The 25,966-nt window shown below is 64.1% G+C and carries 19 protein-coding genes, 2 tRNA genes and 1 pseudogene; 16 read left to right on the top strand and 6 right to left on the bottom strand.

Annotation, left to right across the window (positions count from 1 at the left end; genetic code table 11):
* From ISF28_RS13400 to ISF28_RS13375, 6 genes are all read left to right on the top strand, one after another.
* Window positions 1-2,244: RHS repeat-associated core domain-containing protein (locus ISF28_RS13400; RefSeq protein ID WP_198117673.1), on the top strand; the 2,244-nt coding region annotated here is incomplete at its 5' end.
* A complete protein-coding gene (locus tag ISF28_RS13395; RefSeq protein WP_198117672.1) occupies window positions 2,241-2,516 on the top strand; it encodes a hypothetical protein in 276 nt (91 codons plus the stop codon). The genes ISF28_RS13400 and ISF28_RS13395, both read left to right, overlap by 4 nt.
* 282 nt (window positions 2,517-2,798) lie before the next feature.
* Window positions 2,799-3,626 (top strand): hypothetical protein, encoded by an 828-nt coding sequence (locus ISF28_RS13390; protein WP_198117671.1) that lies wholly within the window; start codon window positions 2,799-2,801, stop codon window positions 3,624-3,626.
* A 132-nt stretch (window positions 3,627-3,758) separates the two neighbouring features.
* A tRNA-Lys gene (locus ISF28_RS13385) sits at window positions 3,759-3,840 on the top strand.
* Window positions 3,841-4,638: 798 nt separating this feature from the next.
* The gene (locus ISF28_RS13380) at window positions 4,639-6,513 is read left to right on the top strand and encodes a LodA/GoxA family CTQ-dependent oxidase (RefSeq protein WP_198117670.1); all 1,875 of its coding nucleotides are present in this window, start codon (window positions 4,639-4,641) and stop codon (window positions 6,511-6,513) included.
* Window positions 6,510-7,688 (top strand): NAD(P)/FAD-dependent oxidoreductase, encoded by a 1,179-nt coding sequence (locus ISF28_RS13375; protein ID WP_198117669.1) that lies wholly within the window; start codon window positions 6,510-6,512, stop codon window positions 7,686-7,688. Before ISF28_RS13380 ends, ISF28_RS13375 begins: the two co-directional genes overlap by 4 nt.
* A gap of 60 nt (window positions 7,689-7,748) precedes the next feature.
* On the opposite strand, the gene ISF28_RS13370 is transcribed toward ISF28_RS13375, so the two are convergent.
* From ISF28_RS13370 to ISF28_RS13360, 3 genes are all read right to left on the bottom strand, one after another.
* Window positions 7,749-9,329 (bottom strand): family 16 glycosylhydrolase, encoded by a 1,581-nt coding sequence (locus tag ISF28_RS13370; RefSeq protein WP_198117668.1) that lies wholly within the window; start codon window positions 9,327-9,329, stop codon window positions 7,749-7,751.
* Between the two features lie 189 nt (window positions 9,330-9,518).
* A complete protein-coding gene (locus ISF28_RS13365) occupies window positions 9,519-12,194 on the bottom strand; it encodes a bifunctional diguanylate cyclase/phosphodiesterase (RefSeq protein WP_198117667.1) in 2,676 nt (891 codons plus the stop codon).
* 199 nt (window positions 12,195-12,393) lie between these two features.
* Window positions 12,394-13,320 (bottom strand): diguanylate cyclase, encoded by a 927-nt coding sequence (locus ISF28_RS13360; RefSeq protein WP_198117666.1) that lies wholly within the window; start codon window positions 13,318-13,320, stop codon window positions 12,394-12,396.
* A 211-nt stretch (window positions 13,321-13,531) separates the two neighbouring features.
* Between ISF28_RS13360 and ISF28_RS13355 the strand changes: the two genes are divergently transcribed.
* From ISF28_RS13355 to ISF28_RS13320, 8 genes are all read left to right on the top strand, one after another.
* A tRNA-Lys gene (locus ISF28_RS13355) sits at window positions 13,532-13,607 on the top strand.
* Window positions 13,608-13,794: 187 nt separating this feature from the next.
* Complete coding sequence (locus tag ISF28_RS13350) at window positions 13,795-14,313, top strand: periplasmic heavy metal sensor (RefSeq protein ID WP_198117665.1); 519 nt, start codon at window positions 13,795-13,797, stop codon at window positions 14,311-14,313.
* Between the two features lie 14 nt (window positions 14,314-14,327).
* On the top strand, window positions 14,328-15,041 hold the full coding sequence (locus ISF28_RS13345) for a winged helix-turn-helix domain-containing protein (RefSeq protein ID WP_198117664.1): 714 nt from the start codon (window positions 14,328-14,330) through the stop codon (window positions 15,039-15,041).
* Window positions 15,034-16,044 (top strand): HAMP domain-containing sensor histidine kinase, encoded by a 1,011-nt coding sequence (locus ISF28_RS13340; RefSeq protein WP_198117663.1) that lies wholly within the window; start codon window positions 15,034-15,036, stop codon window positions 16,042-16,044. The genes ISF28_RS13345 and ISF28_RS13340 overlap by 8 nt, the downstream gene beginning before the upstream one ends.
* A gap of 105 nt (window positions 16,045-16,149) precedes the next feature.
* Complete coding sequence (locus ISF28_RS13335; protein WP_198117662.1) at window positions 16,150-16,881, top strand: hypothetical protein; 732 nt, start codon at window positions 16,150-16,152, stop codon at window positions 16,879-16,881.
* Between the two features lie 159 nt (window positions 16,882-17,040).
* Window positions 17,041-19,068: a TonB-dependent receptor plug domain-containing protein gene (locus ISF28_RS13330; RefSeq protein ID WP_198117661.1), complete on the top strand. Its 2,028-nt coding sequence runs from the start codon at window positions 17,041-17,043 to the stop codon at window positions 19,066-19,068.
* A gap of 2 nt (window positions 19,069-19,070) precedes the next feature.
* Window positions 19,071-19,619, top strand: coding sequence for a YfiR family protein (locus ISF28_RS13325; protein WP_229519062.1), 549 nt, complete (start codon window positions 19,071-19,073; stop codon window positions 19,617-19,619).
* A gap of 27 nt (window positions 19,620-19,646) precedes the next feature.
* Window positions 19,647-21,719, top strand: coding sequence for a putative bifunctional diguanylate cyclase/phosphodiesterase (locus ISF28_RS13320; protein WP_198117660.1), 2,073 nt, complete (start codon window positions 19,647-19,649; stop codon window positions 21,717-21,719).
* A gap of 4 nt (window positions 21,720-21,723) precedes the next feature.
* On the opposite strand, the gene ISF28_RS13315 is transcribed toward ISF28_RS13320, so the two are convergent.
* Together ISF28_RS13315 and ISF28_RS13310 are read right to left on the bottom strand one after the other, a co-directional pair.
* The gene (locus tag ISF28_RS13315; RefSeq protein WP_198117659.1) at window positions 21,724-22,404 is read right to left on the bottom strand and encodes a cyclomaltodextrinase C-terminal domain-containing protein; all 681 of its coding nucleotides are present in this window, start codon (window positions 22,402-22,404) and stop codon (window positions 21,724-21,726) included.
* A 111-nt stretch (window positions 22,405-22,515) separates the two neighbouring features.
* Window positions 22,516-22,704, bottom strand: a pseudogene (locus ISF28_RS13310) (transposase); the annotation flags it as partial.
* Between ISF28_RS13310 and ISF28_RS13305 the strand changes: the two are divergent.
* The gene (locus tag ISF28_RS13305) at window positions 22,705-23,949 is read left to right on the top strand and encodes an RNA-guided endonuclease InsQ/TnpB family protein (protein ID WP_198117658.1); all 1,245 of its coding nucleotides are present in this window, start codon (window positions 22,705-22,707) and stop codon (window positions 23,947-23,949) included.
* Here the strand turns inward: ISF28_RS13305 and ISF28_RS13300 are convergent.
* Window positions 23,946-25,088: an alpha-amylase family glycosyl hydrolase gene (locus ISF28_RS13300; RefSeq protein WP_198117657.1), complete on the bottom strand. Its 1,143-nt coding sequence runs from the start codon at window positions 25,086-25,088 to the stop codon at window positions 23,946-23,948. The genes ISF28_RS13305 and ISF28_RS13300 overlap by 4 nt on opposite strands.
* Window positions 25,089-25,214: 126 nt before the next feature.
* On the opposite strand from ISF28_RS13300, the gene ISF28_RS13295 reads away from it, so the two are divergent.
* The gene (locus tag ISF28_RS13295; protein WP_198117656.1) at window positions 25,215-25,829 is read left to right on the top strand and encodes an IMPACT family protein; all 615 of its coding nucleotides are present in this window, start codon (window positions 25,215-25,217) and stop codon (window positions 25,827-25,829) included.
* The last annotated feature ends 137 nt before the right edge of the window (window positions 25,830-25,966 follow it).

Genomic DNA, 25,966 nt, shown 5'->3' with positions numbered 1-25,966 from the left:
CTGATCGCGAAGCGTATCGACGCCGTTGGACACAGTCTGCGCTATCAGTGGGACGCGCTCGGCCGCCTGTCCGCGCTGGAAAACGAAAACGGCAGCGTCTACCGTTTCCAGTACGACCCGGTCGGCCGCCTGCTGCAGGAACAGGGCTTCGACGGCAAGGTCACCGAATACCGCTACGACGAAGCCAGCGGCGTGCTGGCAGAAACCGTCGAAGCCGGCGTGATCACCCGGCTCGACTTCGACCCCATGGGCCGCCTCGTCCAACGCCGGGCCGCAGCCCCCGGCCAGCCAGAGCAAATCGAAACCTTCGCCTACAACGCCAACGGCCAATTGGCCGAAGCGAAGAACGAACACGCCAGGTTGCAATGGTTCTACGACGTTGCCGGCAACCTGGTGCGCGAGCTCCAGCACTACCAGGGTCCATTCCACCCCGACAAACGCACTGCGGTCTGGCACCACCACTACGACGAACTCAACCAGCGCACCGGCACCACCCGTCCCGACGGCCACCGCATCGACTGGCTGACCTACGGCGCCGGCCACGTGCACGGGCTGCTGCTCGACGGGCAAGACCTTGTCTCCTTCGAGCGCGACGCGCTGTACCAGGAAATCGGCCGCACCCAGGCCAACGGCCTGCTGCAAACGATGAAGTACGACCCGCTTGGGCGCCTGGTCGAACAGCAGCTCGGTGCCACCGCGCAGGCCGGCCGGAAAGACCGGCCTCCCTACCCCGACCCGTACCGTTCCGGCGTACAGGCCGGCATGCAACCCGAGATCCTGCGGCGCTACCGCTACGACGCATCCGGCCAGTTGACCAGCCTCGAAGACAGCCGGCGCGGCCTTGTCGAATACCGCTACGACCCGGTCGGACGGCTGCTGGCGGCAAACAGCGCATTGGGTCATGAAACCTTCGCCTTCGACCCGGCCGGCAACATCCAGGCAGCCGATACCGCGCAGCAGGAGCCGATCACCCGTCGCGCCCCGCTGCCGAAACTGCTGGACAATCTGCTCAAGGAATATGCCGGTGTCCGCTACCGCTACGACGAACGCGGCAACCTCGTGGAACGTACACAGAACGGTCTTCGGGCCGAGTATGCATGGGATGCGTTCAACCGGATGACCCGCGCCACGACCGATCATGGCGTCACCACCTTTGCCTACGATCCGCTGGGGCGGCGCATTGCCAAGCACAGCCAGGCGGTGGAGGGCACCGTCTTCCGGGAGACGACCCGGACCATGTACGGTTGGGACGGCGACACGCTGGCGTTGGAAAGCAGCGTGCGCAAGGGCCATGCGGCCAGCGAACGGACGGTGCACTATGTGTACGAGCGCGACAGCTTCGTGCCGCTGGTGCAGGCCAGCCGAAGTCAGGCGCTTCGGCTGGCGCCCACCACCGATGTGAAAGCGCTGATGGCGGGCAACGACGGCAAGTACGATATTGCGCTCGATCCGCTGTGGAGCGGTGAGTACGAGCAGGAAGCCGAGCCGTTCGGTAAGGATGAGATCGCCTTCTATCAATGCGATCATCTGGGTACGCCGCAGGAGTTGACCGACCATGAAGGCAAGGTCGCGTGGTCGGCGCAGTACAAGGCGTGGGGGCAGGCGAAGGAGGCGATCAGCGAGGCGGCGCGCAAGGCCGGGATACGGAATCCGATACGGTTTCAGGGGCAGTATTTTGATGACGAGACGGGGCTGCACTACAACCGGTATCGGTATTACGATCCCGATACAGCAAGGTACCTCACCCGAGACCCAATTGGGCTCAATGGCGGTGAGAATCTCTATAAGTACGCGCCTAATCCAACGGGATGGATGGACCCGCTGGGGCTTACCACATGCCTAGGAATTCCGATAAAAAATAACTCTGCAAGAAGCCTTTTGAAAGCACGAGGACTTTCAAAAACGCAGCAGCAGGAGGTAGTAAACAGCTTTGACGGTCAAATTTATGCTTCTCACGGTCGCGCCGGTGAGCAGTTTATAATTACTGAATCCGCCCCAGGAGCAGCGTCAGGAGTATTTGTGACACGATGCTCGGCTGGAACAACACCTGCGGAAAGACGTCAAAGACTTGCGCTTCCACCAAGCAATACAGCAGAAGTTGAAAGTCCTGTTGCCCTAGCTCGGGATCAAATGCTACTTGAAGGAAAAGTGGCACCTCAGCCACTGTGGGGATCTGACAAAACCGGAGGGGGCTGGCAAGTCGTAACCGCTGGGGGCAAATACACAGGAGCAGTCAAACGATGACGACATTTTCAGAATTAATTGCCAGCATCGCCTCCGATTTACGTCAAGGAGGATTTATTAAAGATGCTGATGAGTTGCAGCACCTTGCTGATTTGGCGTTAGACCAAACTTTGTTGGCGGATGCGCGTAACGAAGCTCTTAAGCAGATAGAGATGCGTTGCCACGTGAAGTGGCTTGGAGATTTTTACTTACCTCATTTATCGCAAAAAGATTGGTGGGGTAGGCTTGAAAAACTTAGTAGGACAACCAAGAAGTATGTGCAATCCATTTGATAGCTCCATGGGCAGCATGTGGATGAGGAAACAGGGCACTATTACAACCGGTATTGGCATTACGATCGGGACGGCGCACGCTACAAGGCCGGGATACGGAACCCGATACGGTTCCAAGGGCAGTACTTTGATGATGAGGCATGGCTGCATTACAATCGGCATCGGCAAAATTTCCTCACGGCGATACAACATTTTTTCGCTTGCTGAACGCAGAAGCGGTCGCGAGCGTGCGAAGACCGCCGAGAAATACAACGTCAACCCCATAAGAATGCCAGAGCAAACATGAAACGATATCGCATCCTCTCCTTTGATTTTGATTCCCGAGCGAGAAGCTTCGACCCCATCCCGGACAACTGGGATGAGAAGGTCAAAGAAGCGCACCTCAAGAACCGCGAGAATACCGTCCTGGGACTATCGAGCCAATATGGGGAACGGGATTTAGACCATAAGGTGAAGAATTTTGCGGACCTTGGTGCGAAGCCGATTTCGCTAGCGGCGTTCCACAACCGGTTTCTGGAGCAGATAAGGAACGCTTACGTGGTGGGAAGCTACTATCCCGCGTTGACGGGTGCATGCGCCCTCGGCGAGCGAATACTGAATCACATGGTATTGCTGCTCAGAGACCATCACAAAGGTTCACAGGAGTACAAAAAGCTGTATCGCAAGGATTCGTTCGACCAATGGCCAGTAGCGATTGACGCCTTGGCGTCGTGGGACGAATTACTTCCCGAGGCGGCGACAAAGTTCAGGGAACTAAACGAGATGCGGAACCGGGCAATACACTTCAATCCGGAAACCGATCACAACGACAAGGATCTCGCATTAAAAGCAATACATGTGCTGCAAGACATCGTCAGTGCCCAGTTCTCGGCGTTTGGGAGCCAACCTTGGTATTTCTGCATTCCCGGCGAGATGTATGTGAAGAAAAATTGGGAAGAAAAGCCGTTCGTGAAACACATAGTCATTCCAAACGGCGCGCTCGTCGGACCAAGACACGAAATAACAAGTGCCGTTCCTCAATTCGTCATAAATGATAGGCATGAGTATCCAAACGCGGAAATCACCGACGAGGAGTTCACCGCGCTGCGCGAAAAACGCCTTCCAAAGTAAGCGAACCTGCAGTTTTCGCATCCTCCCGAACCAGCGACAGTGGGAAATAATATCGACAAGAAAGCTGCTCTCATGGGGCAAAATCCACCGAAGAATAGAAGAAAATATTATCCAGTAATTTGATCCAGAGTGAGGACACATGCGGCTTGTGGGCCGCTAGCATCGCGGACTTTTAATCCGTTGGTCGCTGGTTCGAGCCCAGCACGGCCTACCAGATACATGCAAAAAGCCCGCGCATTTCGGTGCGTGGGCTTTTTGTTTTCTGCTCGCGCTCCGGTCGCTTCGGAAAGTTTCCGGTCTTGCCCGGTCCACATCCTGAATCGTCGAATACGTGGCGTTCCCGATGCGAGGAAAATACGCGCTTTTGTTTTCGAATTTTTCGCATGAATTAAGGTCTTGCCGATAGCCTCCAAATAGCTTGCGGCATCATCGACAAAGATAGCTGCGCTCTCATCTGCCGCAAGGAAGTCAGCAACGCTCTGCGCATTAAATCGTCTTAGTTTAAACAGGAAGGATTAATATTCACCTCGTTAGACACAAGCTGATCATGCATGATGTCGCTGTAATGCTGGCATCATCTTGACTCCGACTCGCCGCATACCGTTATACACATTTTCTACCATTAAAATCAATGGGTTGCAGACGATTGTTCGATGTCTCCTCTGACATGGTGGCGAGTGAATAATTATTTATTTTGAAACAAACATCTGTTGTTTGCCTAATTGTCAGGAGAGTCCTCATAAAAATCGCCACTCCGGAGCGAGGTGGCGCGGAGCGGAAAAATGTATATACGATATGGCCTCGGTCTGGCCTCTTGCATTCCTTCCCGTTTTTCTCCCATGCACAGAGAAAAATGGTACAGTAAGTAACACAAAGAAACATTTCCCTTGGGAAACCGCAAAAACGGACAAGCACTCGGGCTAAAAACTGGATTTCCTTCGGCGCATGCCGATGAAACGAGGCCAATTGCCATAATTGTCCGAACAACACCACCATCTTGAAAGGGGCCGTCTTGAGCAGTGAAAGCAAATTTGCCGAGCAGATCGCATACGCGAAAATTCATCCGTCGATTGGCATCGCGCGGGTGGGAAATTCCCGGAAAGAGGACGGATTCTACATCGGGCCCCAAGTGGTCGATCCGCTGCCGAAGCCCGGGAATTTTTATCGTGATGGTACTGGAGCGCTTAAACGCGAAGTGGCAGAGTTCCGCATCTATGGTTACGACGCCCAGGGGCGCGTAGTGTGCGAGCTGGACATGCAAGAAGGCGTCGAGATTACATGGACGGTCGAGCTGGCCAATCACAAATCGGCGTGGTACAACTTCGAGCTGGCACTGGACATCCCCGAAGCGGCGACCGCGACGCCCTCCACGCGCCGCAATGCGAACGTGCCGTTGCCCGAGCGTGGCGCGTTGTCGATCCAACCCGGTCCCCGCAGCATCAGTGAGCCACGCGCGTCCGGCCAGCAGTACCACTTCGACGGCGGCAGCTTCCTGGGCATTCCGGTTCCGCTGGGCGAGTTGCGCACCGATCCGCGCGGTCGCTTGTGGGTATTTGGCGGACACGGCAAGTCGGCGTCGATCGACGGCAGCACGCCCACCACGTTCGCAAACAACGATGGCTGGTATGACGATACCAGCGACGGTCCGGTGACGGCCAGCGTGCGGCTGGGCGGACGTGAACTGCGGGTAGCGCCGGCATGGGTGGTCGTGGCGCCGCCGAACTACGGACCGCAACAAAAGTCGGTGCGCACGATGTACGCCTTGATGACCGATGTCGCCATCCAGTCCGGACAACTGCCGGTACCGACACGGCCTTCGTTCAAGAACGATCTGCTGCCCATCTTCAAGGCGATGTGCGACCTTCAGTGGATGAACGCCGGCTTCGCGGCGGGCTTCGGCTATGGCATGCCCCAGTATTTCCTGGCGCCGGACTATTTGCGCAAGCTCTCGCAAGAGGGTAATACGTACGCGCAACTGCGCAGAACGGTCGCCAACGCGTTCCGTAACCCGCAGTACGAGGATGCATCGATGAAGCCCTGGCCCTGGATCTACGGCGATGCGATGAATGTGCCGATGCCGCCGATCCCGCGGGCCATGAATACGCTGACCACCACGCAGTTGGCGATGCTGGCGCGTTGGGCGGAGGGCGAGTTCATCGCCGATTACGATCCCGACGCCGGTTTCGACGGCACCCGGGACATCGCCGATGTGCCGCTGGCGGAACAACCGGCCATGCTCGATCGCGCCGCGCTCGAGTTCTGCCTGGCCGATGCATTCCATCCCGGCTGCGAGATGACCTGGCCGGTGCGCCACGCCTCGATGTACAGTGAGCCCTATCGCTGGCGCCACCGCGCCAAGGACGATCCCGAGCCGGACTACGGCAAGACGCTCACCCCGGCCGAGGCGAACTCCTTCAACGGGCCGTTGTACGGGCAGTTCCCCGGGTCGATCACGCGCTGGATGGCGATCCCTTGGCAAACCGACAGCGCAAGCTGCCGGTCGGGCTATGACCCGCAGTACGACCCCTACCTGCCTACCTTCTGGCCGGCGCGCGTGCCGAACCAGGTGCTGAGTGTCGAGAACTACAACAAGGTGATGGACACGGAACTGCCGCGCGCGGATCGGCTGGCGGCCTTCAACGAACGGATGGACTGGGACCGGACGCTGGGTGCCGGGTATCAGCAGCAATTGCAGGCCATGGTGGATCATTTCGACCGCCAAGGAATCGTCGAGGTGCGCGAAGGCATCCCCGACGACCCGGACTTTCCGCCGCTGATGCAGGTCGAGGATCGCGGCGGCCAGCCGATGTCCGCGGCCGAGCGCAAGGCCACCGACAGTCAGATGCGCCAGGTCGCGCGCCGCGGTACGCCGAAGCCTTCGAAGTGAGCGCGCGCCCGCCTGGCCACTCGACGGCGGAGTGGGATGCGATCATCGTGGGCGCCGGGCCGGCCGGCTCGGCGTTGGCCCGGCGCCTGCGGCCCAGGTATCGGGTATTGCTGCTGGACCGGCCGCAAGCGAGAGCGGCCGGCGCCGCACGCATCGGCGAGTCGCTGCCGGGCGCCGCCCGCGTGCTGTTGCAACGCCTGGGAATCTACGACCGTTTCCTGGCCCAAGGGCATGCGGAACGGGGCGCGTCGGTGTCGCAGTGGGACCAGGACACGCCGACGTGGTTCGATCCCGTTCGCGATCCCCATGGCTTGGGATGGCACCTCGATCGAGTACGTTTCGATGCGGATCTGCGCGCGGCCGCCGTGGCGGCCGGTGCGGCGTTGGTCGACCAGGTCCGGCACCTGAAGGTGTCGGCGATGGGCGGGCGGTGGCGGGTCGATCTGGCCTGTCTTGGACAGGCCGGTGCGGCCCCATCCGTTCGAACGTACGAGGCGCCAGTGCTGGTCGATGCCACCGGCCGGAGCATGACGGCCGCCAGGCAACTCGGGCTGGTACGGCACGGCCAGGACCGGTTGATCTGCCTTTACGCGCACCTCCCCCCGGACGAGCGCGATGAAGACCAGGCCACCCGCATCTGCGCCGACACCAACGGCTGGTGGTATAGCGCGCGCGTGCCGTCCGGGAAACGGGTGCTGGCATTTCACCTCGATGGCGACGATGCCGAACTAAAATCACTGCGCGATCCGGCACGGCTGCTGGCCAAATCGCACCGCCATCCGCTGTTCGCCGGGATCCGACCGGCAACGATGGATTTTCCGGTGCGCGCGCAGCCGGCCGGGGGAGGCGGTCTGGATCCCGACGCGCTGGCCGCGCTGCCTGAAGGTTTTTTCGCGATCGGCGATGCGATGCTGGCCTTCGACCCGATTGCATCCCAGGGGCTTTTCAACGCCTTGGCCACGGCCGAGAGCGCCGCCCATGCGATAGAGCGCTACATCGATGGCGTCGACGATGCACGCGTCCGCTACCTTGAGGAAATGCGCGCGGTAGCTGCCCGGTATCACCAGCATCTTGGCGAGACCTATGCGGCAGTGACCCGCTATTCCCAGGAGCGGTTTTGGCGGCGGCGGACCTCGTGGCGTGCCGGCGCCGGCGAAATCGCATCGCCGATATAGCGACTTCAGCGAAAACGCCAGCCCTCGGACTGGCGTTTTGCTTTTCAGACGAGCACGCGCTTACTTGGCGTAGATCGCCTCGTTGTCGAGATAATAGGTGTCGCCCGTGTACGAGTTCGGATTGAACATCAGCACGATCTGGTTGACGGCGGTGTCGGCCGTTTCGCCGTCGATGCGATCGTTCATCAGGAATTTGAGACGCTGCCATCCATTCTGAACCGTCGTCGTCGCCAGGTATTTCGAATGGCGCCCGGATGGATAGTTGGATGCGGTCGCCACCTTGTTATTCTCGAGCTGGAGCAAGATCGGCGTCCCGACCGGCGCCGCGCTGTACACGTCCAGATAGAACGCCTTCTCGCCACGCACGAACGGTCCCGCATCCGGAATCGCCGTCGTGGTGGCCGTGATCAGATCGTACTGCTGGGCGCTGCTGCGCACGTATTGGCCGACGGTCGTGGACGAATTCACCGCGTCCGGCGCCGGATTCGCCGCGCTCCGGTTGAACGTGCCGGTCACCGTCGTGTAGGCCTGGTTGTGGATGGTCTCGAAGTCGTCCAGCACGAGCGACTTGGTCAGCACCGGCGACACGGTCACGTTGACCGTCTTGGTGAAGGTGCCGCAGCTGTTCTTGACGGTCAGGTTGACCGGACCGCTCGTCGTGCCCCAGTTCACCGTCAGCGCGTTGCCGGTCGACGTCTGGCCCGTCGGCGCGGTCCAGCTGTAGGTCGATCCGCCGGCACTGTCGTCCGCCACGCTGTAGGTCGCCGTGCTATTCGGCTCGACGATGTATTTGCCCGAGATCGACGGTTGCGGCACCGCATACACGTGCACATAGTCGACCTGCATCGTTTGCGGCAACACCGTGGTGTCCACCGTTCCGCCGAAATTGCCCCCAACCGCCAGGTTCAGGATGAGATAGTACTGGTAGTTCTCAAACGTCCAGTCGGCGGGATTGGCGAGATCGAATGGCGTCTTGGTCGCATACAGCAGGTCGTCCACATACCAGCTGATCCGGTTCGCGCTCCACTCGACGGCGTAGACGTGGAAATCGTTCGCCCAGGTGTCCGGCTGCTTGAGGATCTGGCTGGTCTGAAATTGGGCGTTGGAACTCGAGGATCCATAGTGGATCGAACCGAGTTGATACATGGATTTCTGCCCGGTCGCTTCCTGGATGTCGATCTCGCCGCTGGTCGGCCACGCCACCGAGGTATTCGGCAGCATCCAGAACGCGGGCCACATGCCGTGTCCGCCGGGGATCTTGATGCGGGCTTCGAAACGGCCATGCGTCCACTGTCCTCCGCCGGGACGGTTCAGCGTACGCAACCGTGCCGACGTATAGGATTTCGAGCCGACCCGCTGCTTTTTCGCGGTAATGGTGAGCAAGCCGTTCGCGACGGTCGCATTGGCCGTCTGGTACGACTGCAATTCGTTGTTGCCCCACCCGCACAAGCCGTAGCTGCAACCGTCGCCGGTCTGGAATTCCCATTTGTTGGTGTCGACCGCCGTGCCGTTGAATTCATCGGCAAAGACGGGCGTCGTACTGGGGCATTGCTGCGCGGTTGCGGCACCGGCCGCCAATGCCAATGCCAATGCCAAGGCGAGTGGGCACGCCGGGGGCGTGGACGATAAACGTTTGTGCATGTCGAGTCTCCGAATGTAATTATTGGTATGTCGTCCGAACGCGCGCGATGCGGCGCTCGGCACGTCGACCACGGCGCCCATCGCACCGGGCCGACGGCGGAATTGGAAACGATTCCAATCCAGCTCGCTCATGGTGAACTGAAGCGTTGCCGGTGTCAACGGAAATCACGCATGCCTTGCCGGCGGCTGTTACGAATCCTGCGCCTCCATCAGCACGAAATTGCGCGCCACCGGCTGCGACTGCGCCGGCGGCATCGCCTTCGAGATCAGGTAGCCCTGGATCTCGTCGCAATCGAGCGCGCGCAGCATGTCGACCTGCTCCATCGTCTCGACGCCTTCGGCGACGACCCGCATCGCGAGCGCGCGCGCCATCGTCACGATCGCCCTGACGATCACCACGCCGCCTTCCGTCTTGCCGAGCTGGACGATGAAGGCGCGGTCGATCTTGAGGCCGTCGAAATTGAGCTTGTACAGCTGCGACAGCGACGAATAGCCGGTGCCGAAATCGTCCAGCAGCACCTTGATGCCGGTCTGGCGGATCGCCTGGATGGCGCCGACGACCGACGTCGTTTCGTTCATCACGGACGACTCGGTCAGCTCGACTTCGACCAGGCGCGGATCGACCTCGTGAAGTTCCAGTGCCCGGCGCAGCGTCTGCGCGACGTCGGTATCGTTGAACTGGCGCGGCGAGATATTGATCGACACGGGCACCAGCTTGTCGCCGTTCTTCGCCCACAGCGCCAGCTGGGCGCAGACCTTGTCGATCACGAGGTCGCCCAGTTTCAATACCAGTCCCGTTTCCTCGACGAGGGGGACGAACTCGGCGGGCGAAACGACGCCCCGCGTCGGGTGGATCCAGCGCACGAGCGCCTCCAGGCTGGTGATCGATCCGTCCGCCAGGTTCACGCGCGGCTCGTAGTACATCACGAACTGGTCGTCCGCCAGCGCATGGCGCAGTTCGCGGATGCGTTCGAGGCGGGCCTTCAACTGGTCGTGGAACTTGCCGTCGAAGAAGCGATAGGTGCCGCGTTCGTGCGTCTTCGCGGAATACATCGCGACGTCCGCATTCTGCAGCAGCACGCGCGGCTCCTTGCCGTCGGTCGGGAACAGGCTGATGCCGATCGAGGCGCCCACCACGTATTCGCCATACGACATGCGGATGGTGCGGCGGAAGGCGCGCTGGATGCGCTCGCTCGCCTGGGCCGCATCGAAGGCGTCGGCAATGTCCTCGATGACGATCACGAATTCGTCGCCGCCGAACCGCGTCACGCAATCCTGGGGCCGGACCGCTTCCTTGAGGCGGCACGCCGCCGTGCGCAGGAGCTCGTCGCCGGCGGCGTGGCCCCAGGTGTCGTTGATCGCCTTGAAGCCGTCCAGGTCGATGAACAGCAAGGCGAACATCGTGTCCTCCCGCTCGGCCCGCGCGATGGCGTCGCGCAGATGGCCTTCCACCCAGTAGCGGTTGGGCAGGCGGGTGAGCGGGTCTTCGTTGCTGCGCCGGATCAGCTCTTCTTCGTGGGCGCGTTCTTCCGTGACGTCGCGGGCCGAGACGGCCAGGTTGTCGCCGTAGCGGAACATTTTCAGCTGCACCCACTTGGCCGGAAAACTTTCCTGCGGGCGTCCCAGCGTCACTTCGTTGTAGCCGGTTTCCATGGCACGCCGCAGGCTCTCCATGCGCACTTCCAGGGTGTGGCCTTCGTACAGGTCGGCCAGCCTCTTGCCGATCAGGTCGCAGCGGTCGCGCGCCACCAGTTCGGCGGCGCGCCGGTTGCAGTCGATCACCTCGAAGTCCTCGAGCGCGCCCCGCTCGTCCCGCTGCGGACGCAGCATGTAGAAGCCTTCGTTGCTGGCCTCGGTGGCCATCCGGTACGTGTCGCGGATCACGCGCAGGTCGCGGTCGCGGCGTGCCAGGCGCAGCGAATTGCTCATCGCCAGCAGCGTGAACAGCAGCACCGTCACCGTCCCCAGCCACGCGCTGCCGATCCACGCGCTGCGCATCGCATACCACGGCGCGAGGGCGGCTTCGTAGTCGAGTCCCACCACCGCGCTCACGCCGTGCTGGTCGACATGCTGCCAGCCGACGTAGCGCGGCCGGCCGTCGCCGAACCACACTTTCCCGTCGGCCAGTGTGCTGCCGGACGACAGCCGCAGCGGCGGCGCATGGACGAAGGCCGTCCGGCGGATGGTGCCCGCCGGTCCCTCCGACCGCAGCGCGCGCGTGCGCCCGTCGTCGCCGACGATGGCCAACAGGCCGTTCTGGCGGAACACGGCTTGCGCATCGCCCATGGTGAAGTAGGCGGGATCGACCTCGATGACGACCGCGGCCGCGAACCTGCCGTCCCGGTCCGACAATTCCCACGCGAAGAGCAGCCGGTGTTTCGGGCCGCCGCGTCCCTTGATCGGCACCTCGTCCAGGAAAAAATAGACCGGCAAGCCGCTGCGCACCCGGGGCAGGATGTAGGCCGCCGCGGCAGTCGACATCGTTGTCGGCGCACTGGACGTCAGTACCCGGCCCTGACCGTCGATCAGCGCCACGAGCAGGCGCGATGGGTCGAGGAACAGCCCTTGCTCGTCCGCATAGCCCAGGTGGACGTCGCCCTGCCTGGATTCCCAGTCGTATTTCACGAACCGCGCGGTCTGTTCGACCGTGTCGAGCTCACGCATGATCTGCTCGGCATAGCCGCTGGCGAGGGTGTGGGCGTCCTGCAGCGTCCTGAGTTCGAGCCGCCTGCGCTCCGTGTCCAGTTGCTGGAACAGGAAGAACCAGCCGAGTCCCAGCACGATCAGCGCGCCGGCCGGCCAGACCAGCAGGCGCCGGAGCTGCTGCTTCCAGAACGCAGGGATGCCGTCTTGCCCGCGACGCATCGTCGCAACGCGTTCTCGCAAGTACGTCATGAGTCTGCGAACCATGCCTCGCCCCTGTCTGACCACCCTCCAATTGGAAAGTACTGCTGGTTCCGGAAAAATTCAACTTCCGTCCGTACAGGCGCGTGCAGAAACTTATCGTGCTATGGCGATTCCGGGAACGACAACGCGGGCCCCGTGAGTCCGATGTGCTGGCCGCTTACGCCTTCACATCGCCGTCTATCACGACGCGGTTGCGGCCGCCATGTTTTGCCGCATACAAGGCCTTGTCCGCAGCCTCGATCAATGCGGGAACCTCGTGCAGGCGTTCGCGATCAAAGCTTGCGACACCGATGCTCAGCGTGACCATGGGCCAGTGCGCCGCCGGTGCGTGCGGCAGCGCCAGCCCCGCCACGTGTTCGCGGATCGCGTTCGCGTGCAGCCGGGCCTGCTCGAGCGACGTGTCGGGCAGGATCGCCGCGAATTCCTCGCCGCCATAGCGCGCCGCCACGTCGGCCGGGCGCTTGAGCTTGGCGGCCAGGGCCTGGGCCACCGTGGCCAGGCAGGTGTCGCCCTGCTGGTGGCCGAAGTGGTCGTTGTAGGCCTTGAAGGAGTCGATGTCGATCAGGAGCAGCGACAGCTCGCTCTTCATGCGTTGCGCGCGGCGCAGTTCGCGGTCCAGCGCGACGTCGAAGTAGCGGCGGTTGGCGATGCCGGTGAGGCCGTCGACGTAGGAGCGGGCGCGCAGCGATTCCGCGTGGTCGAGCAGGCGCTTTTCGCGCTCGACGGTCCCGCTGACGTCACGGATCTCGATCATGCAGTAACGCTGCTCGCCTTCGCGGAACGGCGTCACCGTCACGGCCTGGTCGATGCGCGGCCCGTCGAAACTGCCCGCCTCGCGCAGCGGGAATGGGGCCCGGCTTTCCGTTTGCGGGATGGCCGTGCTCGTGTCATCGGTCAGTGCCGCCAGCACGGCCGCTTCGACGCGCGAACCGCGCAGTTCGGGGAAGACCTCGAACAGCGAGCGCTCGCGCACGCGCGCGGCGGCGCGGGCGGAACGGGGCACCATCCAGCCGTTCCAGAGCACGATGTTGTGGTGGGCGTCGAGCACGATGATCCCGCTGTTGACGAGATTCAGTGCACGCATGGACAGATCAGTGGCGGTATCGGAGTCGGTCGGGATCACGGCACGTTTTAGTATCTGATAATCAATTGATCATACCGTAATTCAACAGCAATGGCGGGATTTCCGCAGGCCCACGTACGCCCGACATCTGCCCGCGTCTGCGAACAATTGTTGCCAATTTTCACGAAAGCACTTGGCTGTGCGCTGCTGAGCCGCTATAATGCGGGCCGTCGGGTCGTTAGCTCAGTTGGTAGAGCAGCGGACTTTTAATCCGTTGGTCGCAGGTTCGAGCCCCGCACGGCCTACCAGTATTACCAGGAAGCCCACGCATTTCGGTGCGTGGGCTTTTTGCTTTTCTGCGGGGCTCATCCGCCCTTACGAATCCGCTTTACATTTCCGCTTTACATTTCCGCTTTACATTTCTTTACGCGCCGCACACAGAGCGGCAATCCGGCAACCTTAGAGTGAGAACCTCCACTCACAGAAAGGTTCCCGATGAACACGCACAACGACAACCAGCCCGGCGACACCACCGTTCCCGCAGCACACCCCGGACGGCGCTGGCTGATCGCCGCCGCGCTGGCCGTGGCGGCCGGCGCCGCCAGTATCAGCCTCGCGAACGCGCTCCCCGCACTGCCCGGCCACCACGGCCACGCCGAACTCATGGCGATGGACCCGGCGGCCATGGACGCGCATATCGATGCGATGGTCGAACGGTTCGCGGCCGACGCGAGCCCGGACCAGAAGGCACGCGTGGCGGCGATCGCCAAGGCCGCGCTGGCGGACTTGCGGCCGACGCACGAACAGTTCCGCCAGGCGCACGCCCGCGCGCATGCCCTCCTGACGGCGCCGGTGATCGACCGCGTCGCGCTCGAACAGCTGCGCGTCGAACAGATGCAGCGGATGGACCTCATGAGCCGGCGCGCGCTGACCGCCATGGAAGACGCCGCCGAGGTGCTCACGCCCGAGCAGCGGGTCAAGTTCGCCGAGCACATGAAGGCCCACATGCAGTAAGGTATGATGCCCGCATGGTCCAGCAAGTCCTGATGATCGAAGACGACGAGCGCCTGGCCGGCATGGTCGCGACCTATCTCGCGCCGCACGGTTTCGAGGTGCGGCATGCCGCCAGCGCGCAGGCAGGCATCGCCGTGCTGGAGGCGGACGGCGACGCCGTCGCGCTCGTCCTGCTCGACCTGATGCTGCCGGATGCCGACGGCCTCGACGTGTGCCGTCGGATCCGCACGCTCGCCCCGCCGCTGCGCGCGATCCCGATCGTGATGCTGACGGCGAAAGGCGATCCGTTCGACCGCGTCGTCGGTCTCGAAATCGGGGCCGACGACTACCTGCCCAAGCCGTTCGAACCGCGCGAGCTGCTGGCGCGGCTGCGCGCGGTGCTGCGCCGTCCGCCGCTGGCGGCGGAGCCGGCGTCGCGCGTGCTGCGTTTCGGCCGTCTCGACATCGACCTGGGCGCGCGCGTCGCGCGGCTCGACGGCACGGCGCGCGCGCTGACCGCCTACCAGTTCGACCTGCTGGTCGCGCTGGCGGAACGGGCCGGCCGCGTGCTGTCGCGCGAGCAGCTCCTCGACGCCGTCAAGGGCGAAGCATTCGATCCGTTCGACCGCTCGATCGACGTCCATATCGGCCGCCTGCGCGCCGCGCTCGAGGACGACGTGAAGCAGCCGCGCCGCATCATCACCGTCCGCGGCGTCGGCTACGTGTTCGCCAAGGTGCACGATGCGTGAGGTGGCCCCGGGGCAGCGCCTGTTCGTACGCTTCTATTTCGCGTTGCTGGCCAGCCTGGTCACGGCCGCCCTGCTGTTCGGTCTCGCCCACCTGCGCTTCGATCCGGCCCGCGCGGGCCTGGCGATCGTCGGCCCGCGCATGCACGCGCTGGGCTTCGTCGTGCTGCTCGTCGCGATCGCGCTGGCCGTCGCGGCGGGCGCCTACCCTGTCGTGCGCCGGCTGACGCGCCGCCTCGAACGGCTGCAGCGCAGCGTGGAAGCGTGGGGCGACGGACAGCTCGCGACGCGCGTGGCGGTGGAAGGCGAGGACGAGGTGGCGCGGCTCGCGGCCAGCTTCAACGACGCGGCGGCACGCATCGAGGCGCTGGTCGGCGCGCAGAAGTCGCTGCTGGCCAATGCGTCGCACGAACTGCGCTCTCCCCTCGCGCGCATCCGCATGGCCGCCGAATTGATGGCGGAGCAGGCGGCGCCCGCCATCGGCGCCGAGCTGCGGCGCAACGTCGCCGAGCTCGATCAACTGATCGACGAGGTGCTGCTCGCCAGCCGCCTCGACGCCGTCGACGTCGCCATGCAACCACCCGAGGAAGTCGACCTGACCGGCCTGCTGGCCGAGGAATGCGCGCGCGTGGGCGCGGCGCTGCAGGCGGGCGCGCACACGGCGATGGGCGACCCGAAGCTGCTGCGGCGCATGGTGCGCAACCTCCTCGAAAACGCGGTGCGCTACGGCGCCGGCTCCGCCGTCGAAGCGCGCCTGGCCACCGCCGGCGACGGCGCGTTGTGGCTCGACGTCTGCGACGGCGGGCCCGGGGTTCCGGCGCCCGAACGCGAGCGCGTCTTCGAGCCGTTCTACCGGATCGCCGGCGCGAGCGAAACGGCCGGCGGCGTCGGCCTCGGCCTGTCGCTGGTGCGCCAGATCGCGCGCCGTCACGGGGGCGATGCGCACTGCCTGCCGAACGGCGCGCGCGGCTGCTGCTTCCGCGTGACGCTGCCGCGGATGCGCTGAACTTTACACATCTTTACGGAGCCGACATGCGGGCGACAAGCCCGTCCCCGACAGTGGATGCCGCACGCGAACCGCCGTGCGGTTACTCACTGAAAGGATGCACGCATGACTGCCCGTCAAGAACAAGAATCCGATTCCACCGCGCGCTGCGCGGGCATTACCATCGCCCTGTCCGCGCTCGCATCGATCGCCGCCGTGGCGCTCGACTCGTCGGCCAGCGGAAGCGACCCGCTGGCCATCCTGCAAAGCATGGTGAGCCTGCGCGGATCGCACCAACTCGTGCACATCGTGGCGATGGCCTGCATCGGCGGCCTGATGTTCGGCTTTACCGTGCTGTCGCAACGCCTCGACCTACGGCGCGCGCCGGTGCTGGCCGGCCTGATCGCCTACGCCGCCGGCAGCATGCTGATGCTGGTCGCGACCACCATCGACGGTTTCATCAGCACCGACGTGGCGGCGCTGTTCGCCACGAAATCGCCGGAGGCGGTGCGGGTCGGCTACTGGATGATCCAGGCGCTGGCGGGCGTCGCGCTGACGGACATCGCGCGCGTGGCGTGGGTCTGCCAATCGCTGGCGGCGGTCGCGTGGTCGCTGGCCATGGTGCGCGATGCCGGACCTGCGCGCAATGCCGGGCTGGCCGGGCTGGCGACCGGCGTACTGCCCGGCGTGGCCGTCGTCGCCGCCGGCGCGCACATGACGGAGACGGTGGTCGTCGGCATCCTGCTGGTGCAGGCGATCTGGAACCTCATCGCCGCCGCCTGGCTGTTACGTGGCGCCAAGCCTGGGAAACACGCTTTCCGCGTCGACACCCCTTCCGCTCGAACGTTACCCAATTAAGTTCATTCGACAATTAATTGGTTCTTGTCAACAAATGCACGTCTGCAGGTCCTTACACTAGGCGGCTCGGGCACACTGTTAACGCAAAACAATGTTCCCGTAACAATCCTGCGCATCCGTCCGCACCGCAGGCAAGCTGCTTCCCGTCAAGGACCTGTCATGTTGTCGAACAAGGTAACGCCGCTGTCCCGTCACCTGTCGCGCGCACTCGGCCTGCTGGCCGCCGGGCTCCAGGCCGGCGCACTGGCGCAGCAGAGTCCCGACCTGAACGCCATGCCGCTCGAGCAATTGCTCAATCTCGATGTCGTCACGGCGTCGAAGATTCCGCAAAAGATCAGCGAAGCGCCGTCGTCCGTGTGGGTCATCACGGCGGAAGACATCCGCCTGCGCGGCTACCGCACCCTGACGGACGTGCTGCAAAGCGTGCCCGGCATGACGGTATCCTATGACCGCAACTACAATTACGCGAACATCCGCGGCCTGGGCACGCCGGGCGACCTGAACACGCGGTTGCTGATCCTGATCGATGGCCGGCGGCTGAACGACGTCGTCTACGACCAGGGCGCCATCGGCACCGAATTCCCCATCGACCTCGCCCTGATCGAGCGCGTCGAATTCGTGCCCGGCCCCGGTTCCGCGATCTATGGCAGCAGCGCGTTCTTCGGCGTCGTGAACGTGATCACGAAAAGCGGCGGGGCAGTCCAGGGGACGACCACCAGCGAGGGCCGGTTCTCGAACGGCGGCCGCGAGGAACGCGCCGCATACGGCCGCGGTACGCCGGGCGGCGTCGAGCTGCTGCTCGGCGCCTCCGCGTACGACAACCCGGGGCGCAACCTGTACTTTCCCGAATTCGACGACGCGGCCAGCAACCACGGTGTCGCCGTCGGTCTCGACTACGATCGCTACCACCGGCTGTTCGCCAAGCTGGGCGCGGGCGGCTTCGTCGCGGAAGCCTATGTCAGCAGCCGCACGAAGGGCATCCCGACCGCATCCTACGGCCAGCAGTTCAACGATCCGCGCCCGTGGACGCTGGACCAATACGCGGGCGCCGCCCTGTCCTGGCACCGCGCCGTCTCCGACACGCTCGACGTGTTCGCCGGCGTGAACGTCGCCCGCTACCGCTACCGGAGCGTCAACGTGACCGAGCCGCCCGCGCAGGGCACGACCAGGAACGTCGACACGGCCGAGAGCCTCGCCAGCGGCGCGGAGGTGCGCATCATCAGCAGCGCCGTGTCGGGCCACAAGATCATCGCCGGCGCGGAATACGTGCGCGACAGCAAGCGCGAGATGGGGAACTACGACCTCGATCCGTACGCCCTCCACCTCGACGTGGCCCATCCCAAGCGGCAGGCGGCGGCCTACCTGCAGGACGAGATACGGGTCGGCCAAAGCGTCATCCTGAACACGGGCGTGCGCCACGACGTCGATTCCGAAGGCGGCGCCACGACGAACCCGCGCGTGGCCCTGCTCTACAAGACGGCGCGCCAGGTGACGCTCAAGGCGCTGTACGGCACCGCCTTCCGCTCCGCCAACGCCTACGAGCGCTATTACACGTTCGACTACAAGGCGAACCCCACGCTGCGCTCCGAGCGCATCAAGACCTATGAGCTGATCGCCGACTACTTCCCGACCGACCGCTTCCGCGCCACCGCCTCGGTGTTCCAGTACCGCATGCGCGACATGCTGGCGCTGGCCACGGACCCGAACACCGGATTCCTGGTGTTCTCGAACATCGACGCGGCGCGCGCCACGGGCGTGGAACTGGAGGCGGAATGGCTGCGCGAGGACGGCAGCGCGCTCACGGGCAGCGCAAACGTGCAGTCGGCGCGCAACGACGCGAACGGTGCCTGGCTGCCCAATTCGCCGCGCCGGCTGCTCAAGCTGAACTACGCGTTGCCGCCGCTCGGCGAGCATCTGCGCGCCGCCGCCGCGTACCGCTTCACGAGCCGGCGCCGCACGGTGCTGGGGGGCGAGGTCGGCGGGTTCGGCGTCGTCGACCTGAATCTCGTGGGCACCATGATCGGCTCGCACGTGGAGGTGTCCGCCGGCGTGTTCAATCTCCTCGACAAGCGCTATGCCGATTCCGCGAGCGAGGAACACTTCGACAACAGCACGCCGCCGCGCCACCTGAACGCCATCGGGCAGGACGGGCGCAGTTGGCGTGTCGTGGCGACGGTCAAATTCTGACGATGATGCCCGCCCGCCTCGCGCGCCTGCGCCGGTTCGTGCCCCTCCTGCCCCTGTGCTGCGCGCTGCTGGCGGCGGCCGTCCACATGCAGGCGCAGGCGCAGGCGGCCGACGAATACGCGGCCAAGGCCGCGTTCATCTACAACATCGCGCAGTTCAGCAGCCTGCCGAACATGAACGGCGTCGCGCGCCTGTGCGTGCTGGGGCGCGACCCGTTCGGCAGCGCGCTGGCCGCGCTGGAAGGCAAGCCGCTGGGGAACGCGCGCCTGACGGTCCTCTATCCGCGTTCGGGGCCGGAAGCGCTGATGCAATGCCACATCCTGTACATCAGCGCCTCCGAAGCCGACGACATGGCGGCGCTCGCCGAGGGCGCGCGCAAGGCCGGCGTGATGACGATCGCCGATACGCGCGGGGCGGCGCGCAAGGGCGTGATGCTGGAACTGTATCTGGACGACAGGCGCATCGCCTTCGAATTCAACGGCACCGCCGCGCGCGGCGCCGGCGTCGCGGTCAGCTCGAAAGTATTGCGGCTGGCGCGCGCCATTTATTGACACGAACGGCCATGGCGGACGGAAAGCATGGAACGACTCATCGAATGGATCAACCGGCAAGCACTGAGCACCAAGCTCAAATGGACCTATCTCGTCACCAGCGGCGGCGTCATGTTCCTGTCGACGCTGTTCCTGATCGGGATCCAGCTGTACTTCTTCACGGCCGCGCTGATCCGGCAGACGCAATCGCAGGCGACGATGGTGGCCGAGAACCTGACGGCGGCCATGGCCTTTACCGACGCCGAAGCGGCCGGCGACATCCTGTCCGCCCTGCGCCTGGCGCCGGACGTGCAATCCGCCGTCGCCTACGACGCCCAGGGCAAGCGCTTCGTCAACTTCACGCGTGACCCCGACACGCGGACCGCCGCGCGCGATCCGCATGCACCCGACACGGTGCTGGATTATCGCGGCATCCAGGTCACGCGCCCGATCCAGGTCGGCAACCGGCGCCTCGGCACGCTCGTCGTGCAAAGCAGCGTGACGAGCGTGTACCAGCAGCTCGCGCTGTACCTGGCGCTGGCGCTGCCCGTGATGCTGGCCCTGCTCAGCCTGTCGTACTTCGCGCTGTCGCGCCTGCAGCGCTACTTCACCGCGCCGATCCTCGCGCTGTCGGCGGTGAGCCAGCAGATCTCGCGCCAGGGCGATTATTCGCTGCGCGCCGAGGTCCCGCCGGCGGCCGACATCGGCCTGCTGGCCCACACGTTCAACGGCATGCTCGACCGCATCCAGAAGCGCGAACGGGAACTGGAAGCGGAGATCAACGAGCGCAAGCGCATCGAGATCAAGCTCGACCGGCTGGCGCATTACGATCCCGTCACCCAGCTCACCAACCGCCACTTCTTCAACGAGCGGCTGGAAGCCGTCATCGCGCGCTCGCGCAAGTTCGAGGAGCGCACGATCCTGATGTTCATCGACCTGGACAACTTCAAGACCGTCAACGACACGCTCGGCCACGACATCGGCGACGAGCTGCTGCGCCTCGTGTCGCGCCGGTTGTCGGAGACGCTGCGCTTCGGCGACGTCCTGTCGCGCATCGGCGGCGACGAATTCGGGATCATCATCGAGAACGTGGGGCAGACCGGCGTGGCGTCGAAGATCGCGGAAAAATGCCTGGCCAAGCTGGCCGACCCGATCCACATCCACGGCCACGACATCCACATCGGCGCGTCCATCGGCATCAGCATCTATCCGGACGACGCGACCGACATGCACGCGCTGCTCAAATACGCCGACACGGCCATGTACTACGCCAAGAACGGCGGCAAGAACGCCTGGCGCATGTTCACGCCCAGCATGCGCGACGACGCGCACAAGCGCTTCAAGCTCGACACCAACCTGCGGCGCGCGCTGGAGCGCGACGAATTCGTGCTGCACTACCAGCCGCAGGTCGACCTCAGGAGCGGCGACATCGTCGGCGTCGAAGCGCTGATCCGCTGGGTCCATCCGCAACTGGGCATGGTCAGCCCGAGCGACTTCATTCCCGTCGCCGAGGACACGGGCATGATCGTGCCGATCGGCGAATGGGTGCTGCGCGAAGCGTGCCGCGACCTGAAACACTGGCGCGACCAGGGCCACCTGCTGCGCGTGGCCGTCAACCTGTCGGGCCGCCAGCTCAAGGAAAGCGCCCTCGTCGTCACGGTACTGGCGACCTTGCGCGAGGTCGGCGTCGATCCGGAATGGCTCGAGCTGGAACTGACGGAGAGCATGCTGATGGACGCCTCCACCGACATCCTCGATCGCCTGCACGCGCTGACGGATGCCGGCATCCAGCTTGCGATCGACGACTTCGGCACGGGGTATTCGTCGATGAGTTACCTGAAGACGTTCCCCGTGCGCGCCCTGAAGGTGGACAAGAGCTTCGTGCGCGGCCTGCCGCAGAATCCGGAGGACGCGGCCATCACGCGCGCCATCATCGCGATGGCGCGCAGCTTGCGGATGGAGATCGTGGCCGAGGGCATCGAGACGCAGGAGCAAAGCGACTTCCTGCGCGCGAACGGCTGCGACAAGTCGCAGGGTTATCTGTACGGCCGCCCCTGCCCGGCCGCGCAGATCGGCGAGATGCTGGGCGAGGCGCGCACGCGCGCCTGCGCCGTCGACTGAAGCGCTACCACGCGATCACGGCCGACGTCAGCGCCGGCAGCGCCAGCGGCGCGCGCAGGTCGACGGTGGCGCCGGTCAGCACGTTCCTGCCCTGGCGCGCACCCTTGATCATGCCGGCAAAGCGCGCCAGGTCCAGCCGCGTGGCCGCGCGATTCTTGTTCAGGACGACCATCACCGTCTGCTTGCCGTCGTGGCGGAAGTAGACGTAGTGGCCGTCGCTGGGGATGTAGTGGGTCAGCTTGCCGTACTTGACGGCGGAGCTGGTCTTGCGCCAGTTGAACAGCGTGCGCACGAGGTGCTGCATGTCGCGCTGGGCCTCCGACAGGCCGGCGCCCGTGAACGCATTGACCTTGTCGCCCGCCCAGCCGCCCGGCATGTCGGCGCGCAGCACGCCGTCGTTGCGCTCCTTCGGCCCCTGGATCAGCATTTCCGTCCCGTAGAACATCTGCGGGATGCCGCGCGTCGTCGCCATCAGGATCAGGTCCGTCTTCAACAGGTCGACGTTGCCGTCCAGTTGCGCCAGCGCGCGCGGGCGGTCGTGGTTGTCCGGGAAGACCATCAGTTTCAGCGGGTCGGCGTACAGGAAGTCGGCCGCGATGGTGTCATAGATCCTGATGAGGCCCTGGCCGCTCTCTTCCGGCGCCGTCAACGCCTTGGGAGCGACGTCGACGAGCGGGAAGTCCATCACGGACGGCAGGCCGGAACGATAGCCGTCGCGGTTGACCTGGTGCGCGACAAGCCTCGGCCTTCAGGCCGGGGAAGAATGGCGCGGATGCCGTAGGCGTCCTTTGGGCGGTCAGTGTGGCGTCTGCTGTTGCTCGATGTACTGGCGGATGATCTCGATGGGCGCACCGCCGCAGCTACCGGCGAAGTAGGACGGCGACCACAGCGCACCGCACCACAGCTTCTTGCGGATGCTCGGGTGGTTCTTCTTGCGGATCATTCGGCTGGAAACGGCCTTCATAGACCAAAGTATACTGAGGACATGCAACGGCTCCAAGCCTTCAAGTACGAACTGATGCCGACTGGTGAGCAGCGGCGCGACATGCGCCGCTGCGCCGGATCGTGCCGTTTCGTATTCAACAAGGCGCTGGCGGTGCAGAAGGAACGCTACGAGCGGGGCGAGAAGAAGCTCGGCTACGCGGGGCTATGCAAGCTGCTCACCGAGTGGCGCAACGGCACGGAAACGCCGTGGCTCAAAGATGCTCCGACGCATCCTCTGCAACAGACGCTCAAGGACCTGGAACGGGCCTACGCCAACTTCTTCGCCAAGCGGGCCGACTTCCCGCGCTTCAAGAAGAAGGGACAAGGCGACAGCTTCCGCTATCCCGATCCAAAACAGATCAAGCTCGATCATGGCAACAGCCGCATCTTCCTGCCCAAGCTGGGCTGGCTGCGCTACCGCAACAGCCGGGACGTGCTTGGCACCGTGAAGAACGTTACCGTCAGCCAGTGCGGCGGCAAGTGGTTCATCGCGATCCAGACCGAAAGGGAGGTCGAACAACCCATCCCACGAGGCGAAGCGGTCGGTATCGACATGGGCGTGGCCCGCTTCGCCACGCTTTCCGATGGCACGTTCTACGCGCCACTCAACAGTTTTAAGCGGCATGGGACTGCATTGCGCAAGGCGCAGCAGTCCATGAGTCGCAAGACCAAGTTCAGCAGCAACTGGAAGAAGGCGAAAGCCAAAGTCCAACGTATCCACGCCCGCATCGGCAACACCCGCCGCGACTACCTGCACAAGGCCACGACCACGATCAGCAAAAACCACGCGATGGTGTGTATCGAGGACTTGCAGGTGCGGAATATGTCCAAGTCGGCGGCAGGCACGGCGGATGCGCCGGGAAGAAGCGTTCGGGCCAAGTCCGGCCTGAACAAATCCATCCTCGACCAAGGCTGGTTCGAGTTCCGGCGTCAGCTCGATTACAAGTTGGCATGGAACGGCGGACATCTCATCGCCGTCCCGCCGCGGAACACGAGCCGCACCTGCCCTTGCTGTGGTTACGTGTCGGCGGACAACCGCCAGACACAAGCACGGTTCGAGTGTGTGGACTGCGGCTTCGAGGAAAACGCCGATGTCGTCGGCGCGATCAATGTTTTAAGGGCGGGACACGCCCGGTTAGCCTGTGAAGTGAGCGGTGCGGTAAAGCCGCCAGCAGCAGGAGCCCACCGAAGCGACTCATCCCGGCTCGATGTCGCGGTGAGCGCCGTAGGAATCCCCCGACTTTAGGCGGGGGAGGATGTCAAGACGCCCTTCTGCCAATACGCGACCATGTACGGGCTGTCGTCCATTTCCTCGCCGACGACGTTCAGGTGCGGGTATTCCGCAAACACGGCGCGGTTCCAGTCGTTCAGGAAGGCCGGGTCGGCATACGAATACGTGTCTTCGCGGATGCCGGACAGGTTGGCGTACTCGATCCACCACAGAGTGTTCTGGATCAGGTAGCGGGCCACCAGCTTGTTCTTCTGGTTCACGTCCGGCATCGACGCGTCGAACCAGCCGTCGAAAAAGCCCGCCTTGTCTTCCGGCGCCGCGTGGATGTCCTGCGCCACCGTGTGCTGGTTGTTCGTCTTGACGAACGTCTTGCCGTGGTTGATCCAGTCGGACGACGGCATGTCATGCATCCACCAATGTCCCGTGCCGATGTGGTTCAGCACGACGTCGTGGATGACGCCGATGCCGCGCGCATTCGCCGCCGCCACGAAGTTGCGGTAGTCCTCGTTGCTGCCGAAGCGCGGATCGACCTTGTAGTAATCGGTCAGCGCATAGCCGTGGTACGAGTACGCCGCCTGGTTGTTTTCCAATAGCGGCGTGGGCCAGACCATCGTGAACCCGAGGTCGTGGATGTAGTCGAGCTGCGCCCGCATGCCCGCCAGGTCGCCGCCATGGCGCTTCGTCGGGACGCTGCGGTCGCTCCGTTCGCGCATCCCGGCGTCGTCGTTGGCCGGATCGCCGTTGGAAAAGCGGTCGGGTACGATCAGGTAGATGGCGTCGCCGGAATCGAAGCCGCGGCGCTCGGCCGACCCTTTGCGCCGCGCCTCCAGCCGATACGGGTAACTGGTGACGACCTCCTTGCCGCGCTTGAATTGCAGCTGGACCTGGCCGGGCCGGGCGGTCGCGCCGATCTTCAGGTTCACGAACAGGAAATTCGGATTGTCCGTGCGCTCGACGCCGGCGATGCGCACGCCGGGATAAGCCAGCGCCGGCTCCAGTTCGGCGATCTTTTCGCCGTGCACCATCACCTGCAGGTCGGACCACTTCATGCCCACCCACCAGTTGGGCGGTTCCACGTGCTCGATCGCGTACGGCGCGGCCCCCGCCCACATGGCGGGCAGCCAGGCCGAGATGGCCAATATCCATGTCTTCATGATGTCCCCTGAGTACTTTGTAGTAAAGTAACATCATGAATCGCCAAATTCAAGCGTATCCGGCCGGCAAATGTAGTTTTACTTCTACATGCGATCTGCGCGGAAATACAGTAAGCTGTACGCCCCATGCCGCAGACCATCCTCACCCCCGTCCATCACGAACTGATCATCAAGAAGAGCCGCTTCATCGCCTGCGTCCAGCCGATGCCGGACCGGGCCGGCGCCCAGAAAATCGTCGCGGGACTCAAGGCCGCGCATCCGGGTGCGGCCCACGTATGCTGGGCGCTGCTGGCGGGCGGGCAATCGGCGGCCGTCGACGACGGCGAGCCCAGCGGCACGGCCGGACGGCCCATGCTGGACGTGCTGCGCCACCAGGACCTGGAAGGCGTACTGGCGACCGTCGTGCGCTATTTCGGCGGCATCAAGCTGGGCGCGGGCGGCCTCGTTCGCGCCTACACGGACAGCGTGGCCCAGGCGCTGCTGGCCGCGCAGAAAATCCCCATCATCCGCCAACGCCACCTGCGCTGCGAAGCGCCCTACCCGCTCGAGGGCCTGATCCGGCGCGAACTGGAGGCGGCCGGCGCGACGCTGGACGCCGTCCAGCACGCGGATGCCGTCTCGTTCGCCTTCCACCTGCCGGACGACAAGGCTGCGCCGCTCATCGCCCGCCTGAACGAGTCGGGCAACGGCCGCATCCGCTGGATCGCGGACGACGAGGACCCGCAAGCGGACTCGGCCTGATAACGCTATCATCCGGAGCTATACCGGACATCACGACTCGAAAGCGGACTCGCCCGCCGTGTGTCGCCATAATGGCCGGTTTCCCGCATTCCCCGCGCGACCATTGCGAGCGCGCGGGTCGTCATTACAAAGCGACA

This window comes from Massilia rhizosphaerae (genome assembly GCF_016093545.1).
Lineage (GTDB): Bacteria > Pseudomonadota > Gammaproteobacteria > Burkholderiales > Burkholderiaceae_D > Telluria > Telluria rhizosphaerae.
Note: the sequence above shows the minus strand (reverse complement) of the source record. Positions and strands in the feature narration are given on the sequence as shown.

Coding starts and splice junctions, on each gene's coding strand:
- ISF28_RS13395 (WP_198117672.1), top strand. CDS start 2,241: ATGACGACATTTTCAGAATTAATTGCCAGCATCGCCTCCGATTTACGT.
- ISF28_RS13390 (WP_198117671.1), top strand. CDS start 2,799: ATGAAACGATATCGCATCCTCTCCTTTGATTTTGATTCCCGAGCGAGA.
- ISF28_RS13370 (WP_198117668.1), bottom strand. CDS start 9,329: ATGCACAAACGTTTATCGTCCACGCCCCCGGCGTGCCCACTCGCCTTG.
- ISF28_RS13365 (WP_198117667.1), bottom strand. CDS start 12,194: ATGCGTCGCGGGCAAGACGGCATCCCTGCGTTCTGGAAGCAGCAGCTC.
- ISF28_RS13360 (WP_198117666.1), bottom strand. CDS start 13,320: ATGCGTGCACTGAATCTCGTCAACAGCGGGATCATCGTGCTCGACGCC.
- ISF28_RS13350 (WP_198117665.1), top strand. CDS start 13,795: ATGAACACGCACAACGACAACCAGCCCGGCGACACCACCGTTCCCGCA.
- ISF28_RS13345 (WP_198117664.1), top strand. CDS start 14,328: ATGGTCCAGCAAGTCCTGATGATCGAAGACGACGAGCGCCTGGCCGGC.
- ISF28_RS13340 (WP_198117663.1), top strand. CDS start 15,034: ATGCGTGAGGTGGCCCCGGGGCAGCGCCTGTTCGTACGCTTCTATTTC.
- ISF28_RS13335 (WP_198117662.1), top strand. CDS start 16,150: ATGACTGCCCGTCAAGAACAAGAATCCGATTCCACCGCGCGCTGCGCG.
- ISF28_RS13330 (WP_198117661.1), top strand. CDS start 17,041: ATGTTGTCGAACAAGGTAACGCCGCTGTCCCGTCACCTGTCGCGCGCA.
- ISF28_RS13325 (WP_229519062.1), top strand. CDS start 19,071: ATGATGCCCGCCCGCCTCGCGCGCCTGCGCCGGTTCGTGCCCCTCCTG.
- ISF28_RS13320 (WP_198117660.1), top strand. CDS start 19,647: ATGGAACGACTCATCGAATGGATCAACCGGCAAGCACTGAGCACCAAG.
- ISF28_RS13315 (WP_198117659.1), bottom strand. CDS start 22,404: ATGGACTTCCCGCTCGTCGACGTCGCTCCCAAGGCGTTGACGGCGCCG.
- ISF28_RS13305 (WP_198117658.1), top strand. CDS start 22,705: ATGCAACGGCTCCAAGCCTTCAAGTACGAACTGATGCCGACTGGTGAG.
- ISF28_RS13300 (WP_198117657.1), bottom strand. CDS start 25,088: ATGAAGACATGGATATTGGCCATCTCGGCCTGGCTGCCCGCCATGTGG.
- ISF28_RS13295 (WP_198117656.1), top strand. CDS start 25,215: ATGCCGCAGACCATCCTCACCCCCGTCCATCACGAACTGATCATCAAG.